Genomic DNA, 16,924 nt, shown 5'->3' on the forward strand with positions numbered 1-16,924 from the left:
CTCGTCGGATCGAAACTCTTCTTATTTAATCAATTCAATAAGATGACAATTGAGTTTGAATCGCACCTGTGAGGGATTGAAACTAAGCACAAAGAATTTCCCCAGCGGGGTTTCAAATTCTTGTTTGAATCGCACCTGTGAGGGATTGAAACTTCAAATTGGTTATTTCTTCTCTGTCCTCATCTTTTGTTTGAATCGCACCTGTGAGGGATTGAAACAAATTAAAAAGCTGTTGGTGCAAGGAGGTAAGCATAGTTTGAATCGCACCTGTGAGGGATTGAAACCCTGGAGGGGCTCCTACCCACTCCAGGAGGACGTACTGTTTGAATCGCACCTGTGAGGGATTGAAACTGTTTCCTTTTAACTCAATTTCTATCCAATTAACAAGTTTGAATCGCACCTGTGAGGGATTGAAACTATAACATCCGCGGGCGGATTTCCCGCCCACTCCAAGTTTGAATCGCACCTGTGAGGGATTGAAACTTTAGCTTGAGCAATATATCACTCGGAGTGGCACCTTGTTTGAATCGCACCTGTGAGGGATTGAAACCTGCATTTTCTATTTCTTCAAGTTGTTGGATATTGTTGGTTTGAATCGCACCTGTGAGGGATTGAAACTACATAAATCTCAAAAACTTTTCGGTGGGTTTAATAAGTTTGAATCGCACCTGTGAGGGATTGAAACATTTCCGTTACTTTCCAATTTACAGTAAGAACAACAGGTTTGAATCGCACCTGTGAGGGATTGAAACGGAGGCTCAACTTCGTAGGCAAACCTTAGGAATTTCTGTTTGAATCGCACCTGTGAGGGATTGAAACTTTGAGATAATGTTCAAATACATCGTTATTTCCTCCGTTTGAATCGCACCTGTGAGGGATTGAAACCCAAAAGAAAGACCCCTAAAATTTGTTTACGGAATCAAGTTTGAATCGCACCTGTGAGGGATTGAAACTAATTACTTTCTCGTCTGAAAAGATATTTAAATACAGTTTGAATCGCACCTGTGAGGGATTGAAACTATTTAAATTGTAATTCGTTTAACCTCAGGCTTACGTGTTTGAATCGCACCTGTGAGGGATTGAAACTTTTGTTTTACTGAAAAAACCTCGGGATTATCAGCAGTTTGAATCGCACCTGTGAGGGATTGAAACCAGAATTTTTCGGTTGGTTCAAGAAATTTTTGTTGTTGTTTGAATCGCACCTGTGAGGGATTGAAACCTTCATACACCTTCAAATTACCTTGCTTTCCACGTTGTTTGAATCGCACCTGTGAGGGATTGAAACTTTATTTTTAAAGTAACATCCGTGGGTAAACTTCCTAGTTTGAATCGCACCTGTGAGGGATTGAAACTTCTGTACGACTAATTTTTTTATTTCGTAATTATTAGTTTGAATCGCACCTGTGAGGGATTGAAACATAGGTGCACTTTCGCGCGAATTACATTCAGCGAAGGTTTGAATCGCACCTGTGAGGGATTGAAACACGGTTTTTCAAATGCTTTGAGAAAATTCGCTTGCTTGTTTGAATCGCACCTGTGAGGGATTGAAACCAATCTGCACCCCACACCTGTCATCCCCACCACACCGTTTGAATCGCACCTGTGAGGGATTGAAACGTAGAAAGGTTTCTGAGATTTATGTATCAAGTGGAGGTGTTTGAATCGCACCTGTGAGGGATTGAAACTTTTGCTTTAGTTCTTCAAGCTTTAAAACAACATCCGGTTTGAATCGCACCTGTGAGGGATTGAAACTAAACAAATCTCAAATTTTTTTCAAACGGTTTAATGAGTTTGAATCGCACCTGTGAGGGATTGAAACTTTAAGGTTCTCAAGGCTTTTTCTATTTTTTCCACTGTTTGAATCGCACCTGTGAGGGATTGAAACTATTTTCAATTTTCAATTCATCAAGCGATTTCAATCTGTTTGAATCGCACCTGTGAGGGATTGAAACTTTAACTTCAAGCTCACATCACTTGGAATGGCACCCGTTTGAATCGCACCTGTGAGGGATTGAAACAGTGGCCATAACCGTTCCTAAGCAACATCAGGCACAGTTTGAATCGCACCTGTGAGGGATTGAAACATTGCAATCTTCGGACTATACAAACGCTCAATTTCAGGTTTGAATCGCACCTGTGAGGGATTGAAACTATTCAAAACGGAAAATATGTGTTCCTGGAGTGGGTGGGTTTGAATCGCACCTGTGAGGGATTGAAACTTGAAAGTGTAAATTTCTATGAAAAAAATTTTAATTGTGTTTGAATCGCACCTGTGAGGGATTGAAACTTATGGTCAATAGCTATGCAATAAAGATAATCATTAGTTTGAATCGCACCTGTGAGGGATTGAAACTTTTTATTTGGTGCATATTGTTTTAAAGTTTTGTTTTGTTTGAATCGCACCTGTGAGGGATTGAAACAATCATTAGTTACTACAGCATATATTCCGTTACGTAGGTTTGAATCGCACCTGTGAGGGATTGAAACTAGCACAAAAATTTTCCCTATAGGGTTTTCAAACATGTTTGAATCGCACCTGTGAGGGATTGAAACATCAGTGACCAGTTTACACAAAAACTAAGTTTATGAGTTTGAATCGCACCTGTGAGGGATTGAAACAAAGTAACATCCGTGGGTAGACTTCCTACCCACTCTGTTTGAATCGCACCTGTGAGGGATTGAAACCACAATTGCGCTATTGCACAATCGCACAATTGCATTGTTTGAATCGCACCTGTGAGGGATTGAAACTCTTCAAATTGTAAATTGCTCTTATTTTTTCGTCCGAGTTTGAATCGCACCTGTGAGGGATTGAAACTTTCGGATTATAAACTGATATTATCTTTTCATCTGAGTTTGAATCGCACCTGTGAGGGATTGAAACCATGCTTTGAGAAAATTTCCCTGCTTGAACGAAAATAGTTTGAATCGCACCTGTGAGGGATTGAAACTCAGATAACCATACCCATTTTTTATTAACATCATAGTTTGAATCGCACCTGTGAGGGATTGAAACGAAAATACTTGCCAGCAAACTTGCGGTAATTAGGTAGTTTGAATCGCACCTGTGAGGGATTGAAACTTAAGATTAAATGTTAATCTTTCTTTTAATATAAGCATGTTTGAATCGCACCTGTGAGGGATTGAAACTACTTTTTTTGTTTTTAACTTTTTAATTTTATTGTTTTGTTTGAATCGCACCTGTGAGGGATTGAAACATCGGTTTCCAATTTACAGTAAAAACAATGCTTTTGTGTTTGAATCGCACCTGTGAGGGATTGAAACGATTCAATTTCAATGCCATTGAGTTTCATTATGTCTTGTTTGAATCGCACCTGTGAGGGATTGAAACTTTCAGACGAAAGAATTATGGCAATTTACAACTTAGTTTGAATCGCACCTGTGAGGGATTGAAACTAATATGTATGGGCTTGGTTAAGATTGGGTTAAGTTTGTTTGAATCGCACCTGTGAGGGATTGAAACGTTGAAGATGTTTTGGCGATACCGATTCCATATGAGTTTGAATCGCACCTGTGAGGGATTGAAACCAAATGCTTCATTTACAATTTTCTTCAAATCTTCAAAGTGTTTGAATCGCACCTGTGAGGGATTGAAACGCGTTTCCAAATTTTTCACTGCAAATAAATTATTCTCCGTTTGAATCGCACCTGTGAGGGATTGAAACATCAGTTTCCAACCTACACTGAAACTAATCCGAGGAGTTTGAATCGCACCTGTGAGGGATTGAAACTAAACTTACTTTTAGCACAAATTGGACATTAATTGGTTTGAATCGCACCTGTGAGGGATTGAAACTTGTATTACTCCTTCTTTTGTTTTTGATTTATTACGTTTGAATCGCACCTGTGAGGGATTGAAACTCCAAATCCAGTTTTCATACCTTCAACCCACAATAAGTTTGAATCGCACCTGTGAGGGATTGAAACTTTACGATATTCAAATACATATTGTTATTCCCTCCCTTGTTTGAATCGCACCTGTGAGGGATTGAAACAGTTCAAAAACCTCAACAGCATTATAAATTACACCATGTTTGAATCGCACCTGTGAGGGATTGAAACGCGTGCCTTTCCTTTATCGGAAAGGCCAAATTACTTTGTTTGAATCGCACCTGTGAGGGATTGAAACTAGTATTGACCAATTCGGTTCTCAAAAGTGTTTGAATCGCACCTGTGAGGGATTGAAACAAATTCATTTGTCCAACCAAATTTGGCAAATTGTCAAGTTTGAATCGCACCTGTGAGGGATTGAAACGTGTTTTGCTGTGTTTTGTTAAACTTGATAATCAAGTTTGAATCGCACCTGTGAGGGATTGAAACTGGTTTGTGATTTTGGTTGCACAATCGCATAAACGCAGTTTGAATCGCACCTGTGAGGGATTGAAACAAGTTTTTAACTACGTATAGATTATCTTCCAATTTGTTTGAATCGCACCTGTGAGGGATTGAAACTATTTAAATTGTTTTAATTCGTTTAACTTCAAACTTAGTTTGAATCGCACCTGTGAGGGATTGAAACGAAATAATGTTAAGATACATATTTTACCTCTCCTCTTTGTTTGAATCGCACCTGTGAGGGATTGAAACTGATATACAGGAAAGAAACTTCGCATATTCTTGAGGTTGGTTTGAATCGCACCTGTGAGGGATTGAAACTATTTGCCAATTTACATTAAAAGTAATAGTTTTAGTTTGAATCGCACCTGTGAGGGATTGAAACTCTTCAGCTATCAATTGTTGTTCTCCCAAAACTTCTAGTTTGAATCGCACCTGTGAGGGATTGAAACACAATATTTAAATACATCTTACTCCTCCTTTTTTTGTTTGAATCGCACCTGTGAGGGATTGAAACTGACAAAATCATTTGACAGTATTTTTCAATAAACATTTGTTTGAATCGCACCTGTGAGGGATTGAAACTAATTTATTGTTATTGTTTTTATGGTTTTCAAATAACGTTTGAATCGCACCTGTGAGGGATTGAAACAAATTAATTTCTAATCTTTTCATCACAACAACTGGGTTTGAATCGCACCTGTGAGGGATTGAAACGAAACTGGAGGTAATTTAAAAAGCGCGAGAACATAAGTTTGAATCGCACCTGTGAGGGATTGAAACAATTGAGAAAAAGTGTGTCACATATTGGTAAAAAATGTTTGAATCGCACTTGTCCCGAAGCACTCCCCTTAAGGATGAGGGATTGAAATGTTTACTTTTTGTTTACTGTATTGTTGAAATGAACAATTTGAATTGCATCTGTCCCGAAGGGATCCCTTAGGAATGAGAAATTGAAAAGTTAATTTGCTGTTAACTACAGCGTTATAAATGAAACTAATTTGAATCACACCTGCCAAAAATTGAAACTTGAAAAATGACCCCCCAACAATTAACAAATCAGCTTGAATCGCACCTGCTCCAAAGAAACCCATCAAGAATGAACAGAAAAACAAAACAAAAAAAGATATGATAATAAAGTACAAGAAAAATCAAAACATTTGCGAAGTATTAATTAAATTTGAAATTCCCAGAGACGCGCTTGAATATCAAGGCAGAATAGTGAAAAGCGGATTAGATAACTTCTTAAAAGATAGAGTAAAAATGGAGCTATTTTCTAAAACCTTGCTGGATTTAATACAGAATTTGAATATAGATGCTGATGATTTCGTGAATTTGTTAATGATATATGCTGCTGATTTAACGCAGATAAGTGTGAAGATGGTTTGTGATGAATCCGGGATATTTGAAGGTTTACTTGAAAAACAAAAAGAGGAAGGAGTAGATGAGATAACCATTGCAAGTTTGGTATTGAGCCTGATTGAAGTGCTAAGATATAAGGGTTATAAAATAGAAATAGAAGAAAACAAAAATTCAAACGAATTACAATACCAGGCCTAATGAAGTTTTAAGGATAAATGAAAATTTGAAACTGGTCGGTAAGCCGATCGCTTATTATCCTGTTATTGCTAATGTTGTTGGTTCTGTTGTTGTTATTGTGTTTTTGTGTCAGTTTTTATACCGGCAAGGCAAAAAAATCATAGTCGGATTTGCAAAACGACTTACGAAATAAACAAGAAGACAAGTCTCTTAAGAAACCAACAGGAAACGGCAAAAAAGCGGTTGAAAAAGCTGAGTATATATTAGAGGAAAACGTGAGGGCTTGCCAGCCAGGCTGTTTTACAAGTTTAACTGGTTTAAATCGCACTTCTCCCAAAGGGATCCCTTTGGAATTAGGGATTGAAACATTATGTTAAGATAATAAACCAAATATCGCCTGTTTGTTTGAATCGCACCTGTCCCGAAGTGATCCAATTAGGGAATGAGAAACTGAAACATCACTGCACACAACTTAACATAGGAATAGAAGTTTGTATTTTGAGCCTGCCTTTATTAAATTATATCAAGTTTAAACCGCTCTTGTCCCAAAAGGATTCCTTAGGGGGAATTGAAACTAAAACAAAACTAAAGGGCACAACATTATGGAAAAGTTTACAAACAAGGTTGTAGTTAATGTTGATCCTTGCGTCATTAGATTTTTAAGAAGGAAATCTGGGCTTGATCCTGATACGGCTGCCCAGAAATTAAACATTAGCAGAAAACTGTATACAGATTTGGAGTTCGGAAAGTTTAAAATTACGATTGGAGTGATAAAAAGATTAGCACGGGCTTTTGAGATAAATCCTTCCGATTTTTTCATAAGTGATATTTACGATCATTACGAATACAATCCATTTAGCAGCGTTACGATCGTAAATGATGTTGAGGAGATGTTAAAAGTCTTAAGAGGGATAAGTAGTTCAACTATTAGGGTATTGGACAAAAAGGTTGATATTTCTGTCGTAATTTATCGGAGGAAGTCTGACAAACTAAGAAGAGGGCTTGAAAAGATAAAAAAGAAGTGCGAAGAGATATTTCCGATGCTTAGTTTTGATTTAACAGTTATAAACTTAAGATAGGGGTAGGACTATAATAAGGGAAGTTGAATAGTGCTTGGTTCAAGCGGGAAAGCGAAATTTTTGTTGAGAAAAAGAATTTGCTAGCTGGCGAAAGCATTAGTCCAGTTTTAGTTAAATAGTTGAATGCAAAAAACTTGGGATATGTGGAAGAGTTAGGTAAGGTATTCGTTCATTGGGCTGTTTGGAAATGAATTTGGGTTAACGCATTATTGCGTTATTCTTAAATCTTTATGTGAATTGCGCCTGTCCTGAATAGTGAAGTCATTCACACATATACATTCTTGAATGAATCTGTTTATGACAAAAGATTAAAAACTTCCGACATATACTCATACGCCTGCTATCAAACGGCACTTTGTCCTTCCATTGCTCCTTCTGAGCTTTTGATTTGTAATCTTTCGTTCTTAAATTTTTGTGAATTTTAAAACAAATTCATCCTCGCTATGCCAGAAAAATTTGACATTGTCGTAATTGGAAGCGGTCCTGGCGGTTATGTCTCAGCAATAAGAGCATCACAATTGGGTTTTAAAACTGCTATAATAGAAAAAGATCGCGTCGGTGGTATTTGTCTTAATTGGGGCTGTATTCCAACAAAAGCACTTCTTAAATCCGCTGAACTTTTCAACTTGTTTAAAAGAGCTGATGAATTTGGGTTAAAGGTTGAAAATTTAAATTTTGATTTCAAAAAAATAATTCAAAGAAGCAGGCAGGTCGCTGAAAGATTAAGCAAGGGTGTTGAATTCCTATTGAAAAAAAATAACATAACAAAAATAGTCGGACACGGCTTTATACTGAAACCTGGCTTGATAGGTGTAAAAAATGAAAAAGATGAAATTGAAGTCGTTGCAGATAATATAATAATTGCAACCGGTGCTCGCCCAAGAGAGTTGCCTGGAATTCACATTGATGGTAAATTAATCATCACAAGCAAGGAAGCTATGCTTCTTGATGAGCCTCCTAAATCAATGATAATTATCGGCGCTGGAGCAATTGGTGTTGAATTCGCTTACTTTTACAACACATTCGGGACGAAAATAACTTTAATAGAGATGATGCCATCAATTCTTCCAAACGAAGACAAAGAAATAACTGATATACTTGCGAAATCTTTCCAAAAGTCGGGGATTGAAATTTTAACAAATACAAAAGTTGTTCAAGCGAAAGCGGTTAACGGACAAGCGGAGGTAATAGTTCAAAATGAAAGTGGCGAAAAAGCTTTAAAAGCCGATGTTGCACTTGTTGCAGTCGGAGTTCAAGGTAACGCTAATAATCTTGGGCTGGAGAATGTCGGAGTTGAGGTTGAAAATACTTTTATAAAAGTTGATAAGAAGACATATAAAACAACTGCGGAGAGAATTTATGCAATTGGTGATGTGATCGGACCACCGCTTCTTGCGCATGTCGCTTCAGCGGAAGGAATTAGATGTGTTGAGAATATAGCTGGAGTTGAAACCTTGCCGATTGATTACGATAACATTCCAAGTTGCACTTACAGTATTCCACAAGTTGCAAGCATCGGTTTAACTGAACAAAAAGCAATTGAAAGGGGATATAAAATTAGAGTAGGTCGTTTCCCATTTAGAGCTAATGGCAAAGCGCTCGCAATTGGTGAAACGGAGGGCATGGTTAAAGTGATTTTTGATGAAAATTACGGTGAATTGCTCGGCGCTCACATCATCGGACCTGAGGCGACAGAATTAATTGCTGAATTTGGCGTTGCTAAAACGCTTGAGAGCACAGCTTTTGAAATAGTTAAAACAATCCATGCACATCCAACTTTATCTGAAACTCTTATGGAAGCTTCTGCTGATTCATTGAAGGAAGCGATACACATTTAAAAACAAAATTTAGCTCAAAAAGTGCCGATCCCGATAATACAATTAATTGCAAGGATCATAAAAATTTTGCGGTCGCAGGGTTCACCAGGACAAGTTGCTGCTGGCTTTGCCTTTGGAATGTGTCTTGGTTTAATCCCGTGGAATACTTTGCATAGTTTTTTGATCTGGATAATCGTCATAATTTTGAATGTAAATTTTGGAGCTGTTCTCTTGGCAATTGGACTTTTTGCGCCAATTGCTTATATCTTTGATCCTTTTTTTCATTCGTTCGGATATTGGATACTTGTTGATATTGAAGGATTAAGAGGTGTATGGACATCGCTTTATCAAACATCGTTGATCCCATTTACAAGATTTTACAACACTGTGGTAATGGGTAGCACGGTCACATCTTTTATATTGTTTTTGCCAGTTTATTTTTTAGCAAAGTGGTTCGTTAAAAATTATCGTGAGAAAATTGATCCACACATTCAAAAGTTGCCAATTATAAAAGCAGCGAAAGCATCAAAACTTTACCAGATTTATGAGAAAATTAAGATTTGGAGCGAGACATGAAATACATAAGAAAATCTGGCGTCATATTTCTTGGCGTTGTCGTAGTCATAATCATTTTGCTTAACATTTTTTTAACTGATAAATGGCTTGAGAGACAACTTGAAAATGCAGGTTCAAACATAGTCGGAGCAAAGGTTGAAATAGATAACCTTGATTTTTCTTTCTTGAAGTTGAGGATCAAATGGGATAGAATTCAAGTCACACACCCAAAGCACACGATGAAAAATATGATTGAAACAGGCCCCGTAGAGTTTAAGTTGTCTTTGTCCGCTCTGCTAAAGAAAAAGTTCGTCATAGAAAATATGCAAGTTTTGAACATAAGGACATTTACAGATAGGAAAACCGATGGACGATTGCCAAAAAAACAAGAAAAGGTTGAAAAAAGAGAACCAAGTTTTATTGAAAAGCAATTTGCTCTCTTGCTTGATGAATTGAAGAAAGCGCCCGCTTTTGAGCTCGTATCTGAACTTGAAGATATTAAGCCCAAAGACATATTGGACAAAATTCAACTTGAAACGCCTTCAAAAATTGATTCAGTAAGGAACTTTGTTGAAGCAGAGATCCAAAAATACAGGACGGATATTGAAAATTTGCAAAATGATGTCAGGAAACTTAAAGAAATTGAAGCAAATCTTAGGTCAATAAATCCATCCGCAATAAAAACTGTAAACGACCTTAAAACGACCTACGAAACTGTAAACGGAAGCATCAAGCAAATAAATGAAATAAAAAATCGCTACGAGGCAAAAGTTAACGAAATAAAGCAACTGCCTGACAAATTCAACAAAATCAAACTTGAAATTCAAGAGCATATAAAAAACGACATTCAAAAAGTAAAGGGCTACGCAAAACTTCCAGATGTTCAAAACATAAATCTTATCAAGTATCTTGTCGGCCCGAAGATTTATTCTTACTATTTGACATATGAGGAATATTCCGAGACGGCAGAGAGATATATTCAGAAAATGCAGGCACTTAAGCCAGAGAAGGAAGAAAGACCTCCGCGACTAAAAGGGCAAGATATACAATTCGTTAAAGAGAGAGCTTTACCTGAATTTTGGCTAAAAAGATGTGTCTTATCCGGCGAAACTAACGCAGGTTTTCGCATCAAAGGTGAGATCACGAATGTAAGCAATCAACCGAAGATAGTTGGCTTGCCAACTCGCATTGTGATCACTGGTGATAGACCTGACAAGGCAAGTTTGAAACTTGAAGTGGAGCTTGACTTCGTAAGCAATCCATCAAGCCAAAAGTTAAATTTTGAGTTCAAGAGGTTGCCGATTTCTGATTTTAACTTTGATCATTCCGTTAAATTTTTACCAGTCAAAGTTGATAATTCCATCGGCGATATAAATTTCAGATTGACAAGACAAGGTGGAGATGTTAAATCGGAGTTCAATCTAATGTTTTACAATCCGCAATTTGTCTTTTTGTCATTTTCTCCAGCGAATTTCTATGAGGAAAGATTGTTCAATGTCGTCAAAAATACATTTAGCGCAGTCAGATATTTAGATGTAAATGCGTCTATTAGCGTTATCAATAAGGAGTTTAAGGCAAGCATAAGTTCAAGTTTGGATAGACAATTAACAGCTGGATTCAGGGATGCTATCGGAAGGGAAGTAGAGAGGTTGAAAAGAGAAGCGGAAGCGATGGCACGAGCGAAATTAGAGGAAATTAGAAAAGAATTTGAAGCGAGGGCAGAAGAAAAAATCAAGGAATTGGTAAGTAGGGCAGAGGAATATAAAGATGTTGTTAGCTTGGTTGAAAGTTTGAGGGAGCAAAAATTAAAAGAGCTTGATCAAGAGATTAAAAAACGAGGGACGAGAATTCTTGAAAACATCCTCAGAAGATAGTTTACTCAGAAAGAGCGAGCTTCACAATTCTATCAACGAGTTCTGGGAATTCAATTCCAGCAGCTTTAGCTGCTTTTGGAACTAAGCTTGTCCCTGTCATTCCTGGGATTGTATTGATTTCAAGGCAGTAAATTTCCCCTTTTTCCGTGACTCTGAAATCAACTCTTGCGAATCCTTTGCAACCGATGGATTCAAATGCGATAATTGATTGCTCTTTGAGTTTTTCTGTCCATTCGTCCGGTATTTGAGCTGGGACGATGTATTCAGTTGCTCCCTTTGTATATTTGTGATAATAATCGTAAATCCCACCTTTGGGTATTATCTCAATAACTGGCAAAGCCAAATTACCGAGTATTCCAACTGTTAATTCTTTTCCTTCTATGAAATCTTCAACTAAAACCAAATCCGAATACTTGAAAGCAAGTTCAATAGCTGGCTCAATTTCTTCGGGACAATGGACGATCGTCAATCCGACTGTTGAACCTTGGTCGTTTGGCTTGACGACGCAAGGGTAGGAAAAGGATTTTTCTATCTTTTGGCGAATTTCATTTATGTCAATTCTATTTTTCTTGACAACGAACCAATCGGGCGTTTGAACTCCGTAATGTTCAAAAACAATCTTTGACATGTTTTTATCAATCCCTATCGCACTTGCAAGCACTCCGGAGCCAGTATATTTTTTCCCCCTAAGATCAAGCAACGCTTGGACTGTCCCATCTTCTCCCCATTTACCATGCAAAACTATGAAAACGACATCAACATCATCAAGCAGATGTGAATTAATGCATTCTATTACATTTTTATTTGAAAATTTCGCAAGCTCTTCTTCTGTTGGTGGTGTTTCTCTTATTGAACTTATGAAAAGTTTTTCTTCGTCATCGGGTTGATTTATCCCAAGAGCTGGGTCAATCGGTTTTACGATATAACCTGCTTCTCTTAAACCTTGAGTTACATATTTCCCCGAGATTATTGAGACATCCCTTTCTGGTGATGTCCCACCAAGTAGAACAGCGACTTTAATCTTTTCCATCAATTTAAATCTTTATTTGTTTACCGTACGCTTCTGGACTTACAGATAAAAGTTTTTGTAAATCTTCGGGTGTTAAATTTTTTTCACCACCAAGGATCCTCGCAAGCAATATGATCATTGCATAATGTTCAAGTTTTTCCATCTTGTAATACGCATCTCTTAAATTTTCCCCAAGTGTCACAGCGCCATGGTTTTGAAGCAAAAATGCATCGCATTTTTCAACAAATGGCTCAATTGATTTTGGAACTTCGTCGGTTGATGGAGTTGCATATTTTGCAAGCGGGATTTTGCCAAGGTTTATTATAACTTCGGGAAGGACAAATCCCTCAAGCGAGATCCCAGCGGTTGCGAACGCAGTTGCAAAGGGCGGATGTGCGTGAACGATCGCCTTCACATCTTTCCTTTGACTGTAAATGAAAAGATGCATCTTTATCTCGGTTGATGGTTTGTAAATCCCATAAATCAAATTTCCATCAGGGTCAACTTCAACAATTTGGGATTTTTTTATCTCGCCTTTATTTACAGCGGTTGAAGTGCAAAGTATGTTTCCATTTCCAAGTCGTGCAGATATGTTTCCATCCATTGCTGAAACAAATCCCTTTTTATAAACCAAATGCGAGATTTCTACGATCTCTGAAATTAGTTTTTCTTTTTCCATTGTAATTTTCTTATCCCTCATCCCGTTTTTCAGAAATTGATTGTTTGATCATTATGGTGCGCAAGATCAAGCGAAGGAAAAAAATCGCAAAAGCGACAACAAGCGCATGGATTGAATATTCAGGTGGAATGATTTTAGTCAGCATACCGAGTAGCAATAGAACCAATATCGCCAAACTTATGTAGGTTATCCAATTGAAAGCCTTGGTTGAAATTCTCATTTTCGCCTCGCTTTGTTTTCCGATGGAAGCGTTTTCATTTTTTTACCAAATTTAATTAAATTAAAAACAATAAAAAACAAAACGACAACGCCAAAATTGCAAGACGAGCTAAAGCTTCAATACTGGGAAGAATTTAACCAGTTAATGAAAAGACGACTTGAAGAACTTGAAGAGCTTAAAAAGCTCGGCATCAATCCATATCCCTACGAGTTTCCAGTAAACGCTTACTCAGAGGACATCCTGAAAAACTTCAAGGATGAAGATCCACCTATGAGCGTTTCAATTGCAGGGAGAATTATGTCAATTAGGAGAATGGGCAAAGCAACATTTTCACACATTCAGGATTCAAAAGGGAAAATACAAATTTATTTTAAAAAGGATGTCCTCGGCGATAAATATGATATATTGAAACTCCTTGATATTGGCGATATAATCGGTGTTAAGGGTGAAGTTTTCAGGACGAAAACTGGTGAGATAACTGTAAAAGTTGAGGATTATCAAGTCCTTGCGAAATCAATACGACCTTTGCCAATCGTTAAAGAAAAAATAGATGAAAGCGGTAATAGAATAGTTTACGATCCGTTCACAGATAAAGAGATGAGATACAGACAAAGGTATGTTGATTTGATAGTAAACCCGGATGTAAAGCAAGTTTTTATAAAGCGTGCGAAGATAATCAGCACGATTCGCGAAATCCTTGACTCACATGGTTTCATTGAAGTTGAAACCCCGATTCTTCAACCGATTTATGGTGGTGCAACCGCAAGACCGTTCATAACGCATCACAACGCATTGGATATGGATCTATATTTAAGGATCGCCGATGAGCTTTATTTGAAAAGATTGATAGTAGGTGGATTTGAAGGAGTTTATGAGATCGGAAAAGATTTCAGAAACGAGGGGATGGATAGGATGCATAATCCGGAGTTTACGATGCTTGAGCTTTATGTTGCCTATAAAGATTATAACTGGATGATGGAGTTTACTGAAAATTTGATTTACACTGTGAACTTGCGTGTGAATGGGACGGCGAAGATAAAATTTGGAGAAAACGAAATTGACTTGACACCTCCGTGGAGAAGGATTCCGATGTTTGAACTTTTGAAACAATATACTGGTGAAAATCTTGAAGGCAAAACTGAAGATGAACTTCGTGCAATTGCAAGGCGATTAAATGTTGATGTCTCGTCAAAAATTGGGGTTGGCAAAATAATTGACGAGATCTTTTCTGAGATCGTTCAACCAAATCTAATTCAGCCGACTTTTGTAATTGATTATCCTGTTGAGATGTCTCCGCTTGCAAAAAGACACAGAAATAATCCACGACTTGTTGAAAGATTTGAAGTTATAATTTGCGGGATGGAGGTATGCAATGCCTTCAGCGAGTTAAACGATCCAATTGATCAGCGCTTGAGATTTGAAGAACAAGCCCGACTTAGAGCGCAGGGAGACGAGGAAGCGATGACAATTGATGAAGATTTTATAAGAGCTCTTGAATATGGGATGCCTCCAACTGCAGGACTTGGAATTGGAATTGATCGCCTTGTGATGATTTTAACTAATCAAAAAACAATCCGAGATGTAATTCTTTTCCCGCACATGAGACCCGAAAAATAGTTGAAAACAAAATCAGAAGTTTAAAGTGAAAAAAATTAATCTCGTCCTCGGAATCCATAACCATCAACCAGTGGGTAATTTTGACTTCGTCTTTGAACATGCATATGAAGTCGCTTATAAACCATTTATCAAAATCCTCGCAAAATATCCGAAGATCAAACTCGCACAACATTATACCGGCATCTTATTTCAATGGATTTTAAAAAATCATCCCGAGTTCTTTGATGACTTGAAGGCCCTCGTTGACAAAGGACAGGTGGAATTGATAACTGGGGGATTTTATGAACCGATTCTTGCAGTAATTCCAGATCAAGATAAGTTGGATCAAATTAAAAAGTTAACCGACTTTATCGTTAAACATTTTGATAAAACACCAGTTGGAATGTGGCTTGCTGAAAGAGTGTGGGAACAGCACATCGTCAAGTTTATCGCAATGGCTGGGGTTAAATATGTGATAATTGATGATACACATTTTCGGTATGCTGGTTTAACTGGGGAGAAACTTCTCGGATATTACATCACCGAGGAACAAGGTTATACTGTTAACATCTTCCCGATAAGCAAAATGTTAAGATATACGATCCCGTTTCAACCTGTTGAGAAGACAATTGATTACTTAAGAGAAATTGCAACGGAAGAAGGCGATAGAGTTGTCGTCTATGCCGACGATGGCGAGAAGTTCGGCGTCTGGCCAAATACATATAAACATGTCTATGAGGATGGATGGCTTGAGGAGTTCTTCACAGCACTTGAAGAAAACAGCGATTGGATAAACATACTTCACTTTTCCGAGGTAATTCAAAAAATAAAACCAATTGGTAGAATTTATTTGCCTAATGCCTCCTACGCTGAGATGATGCATTGGGCTTTGCCAGCAGATGCGTATCTTGATTATGAAAAACTTGAAGAACACCTAAAGGAAGAGGGAATGTATGAGCAATATTCAAGATTTTTCAGAGGTGGCTTCTGGAGAAATTTCCTTGTAAAATATCCCGAGGCAAATAACCTTCACAAAAAAATGCTAAGAGTTTCCGAAAGAGCGAGGAAACTTCAAGCGAAAGGAAAAGATGTAAGCATCGCTCTTGATAAAATTTGGTCTGCACAATGTAATGATCCATACTGGCATGGGATCTTCGGTGGTTTATATCTTACAAATTTAAGGTCAACTGCTTATAGAAATTTGATAAGCGCTGAAAATGAACTTGATAAAATTGAATCTAAGAAGCTCATTCGTTATGAGTTTACCGATTTTGACAGAGATGGAAGGGATGAACTTATCGTTGAATCACCAAACTTTAACATTTATATAAATCCAAATTACGGTGGGCAGATTTTTGAACTTGACTTCAAGCCAGTTGAGTTTAACATAACGGATGTGATCACAAGGAGAAAGGAGGGTTATCATGAAAAATTAATTCGGCTCGCAAGCGAGCAAAATAATCCAAACAATCACGGCGTCGCAAGCATACACGATATGCTATTAGCAAAGGAAGAAGGACTTGAAAGGTTCTTGCATTATGATTGGTATAGGCGAGGCAGCTTAATTGATCATTTCCTGGGCGATGGGACAACGCTTGAGAATTTTTATCAGTGTAGATATCCAGAACAGGGTGATTTTGTTGATCAACCTTATCATGTTGAGACAAATTTCAAGAAGAGCGCTCTTGAGATCATACTCTCAAGGGAAGGTAATGTTTGGGTTGAAAACGAAAGGAAAAGGGTTCGTGTTGAAAAAAGGATAACGGTAAATAAAAACGCTAACGATCTTTTCATAGATTACAAAATTGAAAATCTTGAAGATGAGATGCTTGATCTGTGGTTTGGAGTGGAGTTCGCTTGCAACTTTCTTGCGCCTGATTCTGAAGATAGATATTTTTACTTTGTTGGATATGAAATTGAAGATAAAAAATTAAGAAGCATCGGTTCTGTTGATGATGTTGTTTCCTTCGGCGTCGTTGATGAATGGGTTGGGCTTGATATGAACTTCTATTTAAGCAAGTTCGCAAATGTTTGGAGATTTCCGCTTGAATCAATTTCTCTTTCTGAAGCTGGCTTTGAAAGAGTTTATCAAGGTTCCGTTATTTTACTCAACTGGAACATAAAGTTAAGCAAAGAATGGACTGTCCAAATTCATAAATCGTTCAGGAAATTAAAAAAGTAAAAATTTTCTTCTAACATT

11 protein-coding genes and 1 CRISPR repeat array are annotated in these 16,924 nt (G+C 37.4%); of the genes, 8 read left to right on the plus strand and 3 right to left on the minus strand.

Annotation, left to right across the window (positions count from 1 at the left end):
* Positions 1 to 53 precede the first annotated feature (53 nt).
* Positions 54 to 5,294: a CRISPR direct-repeat array (repeat unit 30 nt; unit sequence GTTTGAATCGCACCTGTGAGGGATTGAAAC).
* Between the two features lie 190 nt (positions 5,295 to 5,484).
* On the plus strand, positions 5,485 to 5,916 hold the full coding sequence (locus tag NZ923_07340; GenBank protein MCS7229832.1) for a hypothetical protein: 432 nt from the start codon (positions 5,485 to 5,487) through the stop codon (positions 5,914 to 5,916).
* A gap of 279 nt (positions 5,917 to 6,195) precedes the next feature.
* On the opposite strand, the gene NZ923_07345 is transcribed toward NZ923_07340, so the two are convergent.
* Entirely contained in the window at positions 6,196 to 6,330 is a 135-nt protein-coding gene (locus tag NZ923_07345; protein MCS7229833.1) for a hypothetical protein, read from the minus strand.
* A 167-nt stretch (positions 6,331 to 6,497) separates the two neighbouring features.
* On the opposite strand from NZ923_07345, the gene NZ923_07350 reads away from it, so the two are divergent.
* The 4 genes from NZ923_07350 to NZ923_07365 all read left to right on the plus strand — a co-directional run bounded on the left by NZ923_07350 (position 6,498) and on the right by NZ923_07365 (position 11,220).
* A complete protein-coding gene (locus NZ923_07350; protein ID MCS7229834.1) occupies positions 6,498 to 6,974 on the plus strand; it encodes a helix-turn-helix transcriptional regulator in 477 nt (158 codons plus the stop codon).
* Positions 6,975 to 7,417: 443 nt separating this feature from the next.
* Positions 7,418 to 8,812: a dihydrolipoyl dehydrogenase gene (lpdA, locus tag NZ923_07355; protein MCS7229835.1), complete on the plus strand. Its 1,395-nt coding sequence runs from the start codon at positions 7,418 to 7,420 to the stop codon at positions 8,810 to 8,812.
* A gap of 21 nt (positions 8,813 to 8,833) precedes the next feature.
* Positions 8,834 to 9,367, plus strand: coding sequence for a TIGR03546 family protein (locus NZ923_07360; GenBank protein ID MCS7229836.1), 534 nt, complete (start codon positions 8,834 to 8,836; stop codon positions 9,365 to 9,367).
* On the plus strand, positions 9,364 to 11,220 hold the full coding sequence (locus NZ923_07365) for a TIGR03545 family protein (GenBank protein MCS7229837.1): 1,857 nt from the start codon (positions 9,364 to 9,366) through the stop codon (positions 11,218 to 11,220). The genes NZ923_07360 and NZ923_07365 overlap by 4 nt, the downstream gene beginning before the upstream one ends.
* A gap of 1 nt (position 11,221) precedes the next feature.
* Here NZ923_07365 and NZ923_07370 read toward each other — a convergent pair whose 3' ends face one another.
* The gene (locus NZ923_07370) at positions 11,222 to 12,250 is read right to left on the minus strand and encodes a D-alanine--D-alanine ligase (GenBank protein MCS7229838.1); all 1,029 of its coding nucleotides are present in this window, start codon (positions 12,248 to 12,250) and stop codon (positions 11,222 to 11,224) included.
* 4 nt (positions 12,251 to 12,254) lie between these two features.
* Complete coding sequence (locus NZ923_07375; GenBank protein MCS7229839.1) at positions 12,255 to 12,929, minus strand: class II aldolase/adducin family protein; 675 nt, start codon at positions 12,927 to 12,929, stop codon at positions 12,255 to 12,257.
* A 32-nt stretch (positions 12,930 to 12,961) separates the two neighbouring features.
* Between NZ923_07375 and NZ923_07380 the strand changes: the two genes are divergently transcribed.
* The 3 genes from NZ923_07380 to NZ923_07390 all read left to right on the plus strand — a co-directional run bounded on the left by NZ923_07380 (position 12,962) and on the right by NZ923_07390 (position 16,906).
* On the plus strand, positions 12,962 to 13,093 hold the full coding sequence (locus NZ923_07380) for a hypothetical protein (protein ID MCS7229840.1): 132 nt from the start codon (positions 12,962 to 12,964) through the stop codon (positions 13,091 to 13,093).
* A 179-nt stretch (positions 13,094 to 13,272) separates the two neighbouring features.
* A complete protein-coding gene (gene lysS / locus NZ923_07385; protein MCS7229841.1) occupies positions 13,273 to 14,745 on the plus strand; it encodes a lysine--tRNA ligase in 1,473 nt (490 codons plus the stop codon).
* Between the two features lie 25 nt (positions 14,746 to 14,770).
* On the plus strand, positions 14,771 to 16,906 hold the full coding sequence (locus NZ923_07390; protein MCS7229842.1) for a DUF1926 domain-containing protein: 2,136 nt from the start codon (positions 14,771 to 14,773) through the stop codon (positions 16,904 to 16,906).
* The last annotated feature ends 18 nt before the right edge of the window (positions 16,907 to 16,924 follow it).

This window comes from Candidatus Kryptonium sp. (genome assembly GCA_025060635.1).
GTDB lineage: Bacteria > Bacteroidota > Ignavibacteria > Kryptoniales > Kryptoniaceae > Kryptonium.

Bases quoted from the DNA above. Each gene is read 5' to 3' on its own strand.
- NZ923_07340 (MCS7229832.1), top strand. From the start codon at position 5,485: ATGATAATAAAGTACAAGAAAAATCAAAACATTTGCGAAGTATTAATT.
- NZ923_07350 (MCS7229834.1), top strand. From the start codon at position 6,498: ATGGAAAAGTTTACAAACAAGGTTGTAGTTAATGTTGATCCTTGCGTC.
- lpdA (MCS7229835.1), top strand. From the start codon at position 7,418: ATGCCAGAAAAATTTGACATTGTCGTAATTGGAAGCGGTCCTGGCGGT.
- NZ923_07365 (MCS7229837.1), top strand. From the start codon at position 9,364: ATGAAATACATAAGAAAATCTGGCGTCATATTTCTTGGCGTTGTCGTA.
- NZ923_07370 (MCS7229838.1), bottom strand. From the start codon at position 12,250: ATGGAAAAGATTAAAGTCGCTGTTCTACTTGGTGGGACATCACCAGAA.
- NZ923_07375 (MCS7229839.1), bottom strand. From the start codon at position 12,929: ATGAGGGATAAGAAAATTACAATGGAAAAAGAAAAACTAATTTCAGAG.
- NZ923_07380 (MCS7229840.1), top strand. From the start codon at position 12,962: ATGGTGCGCAAGATCAAGCGAAGGAAAAAAATCGCAAAAGCGACAACA.
- lysS (MCS7229841.1), top strand. From the start codon at position 13,273: ATGAAAAGACGACTTGAAGAACTTGAAGAGCTTAAAAAGCTCGGCATC.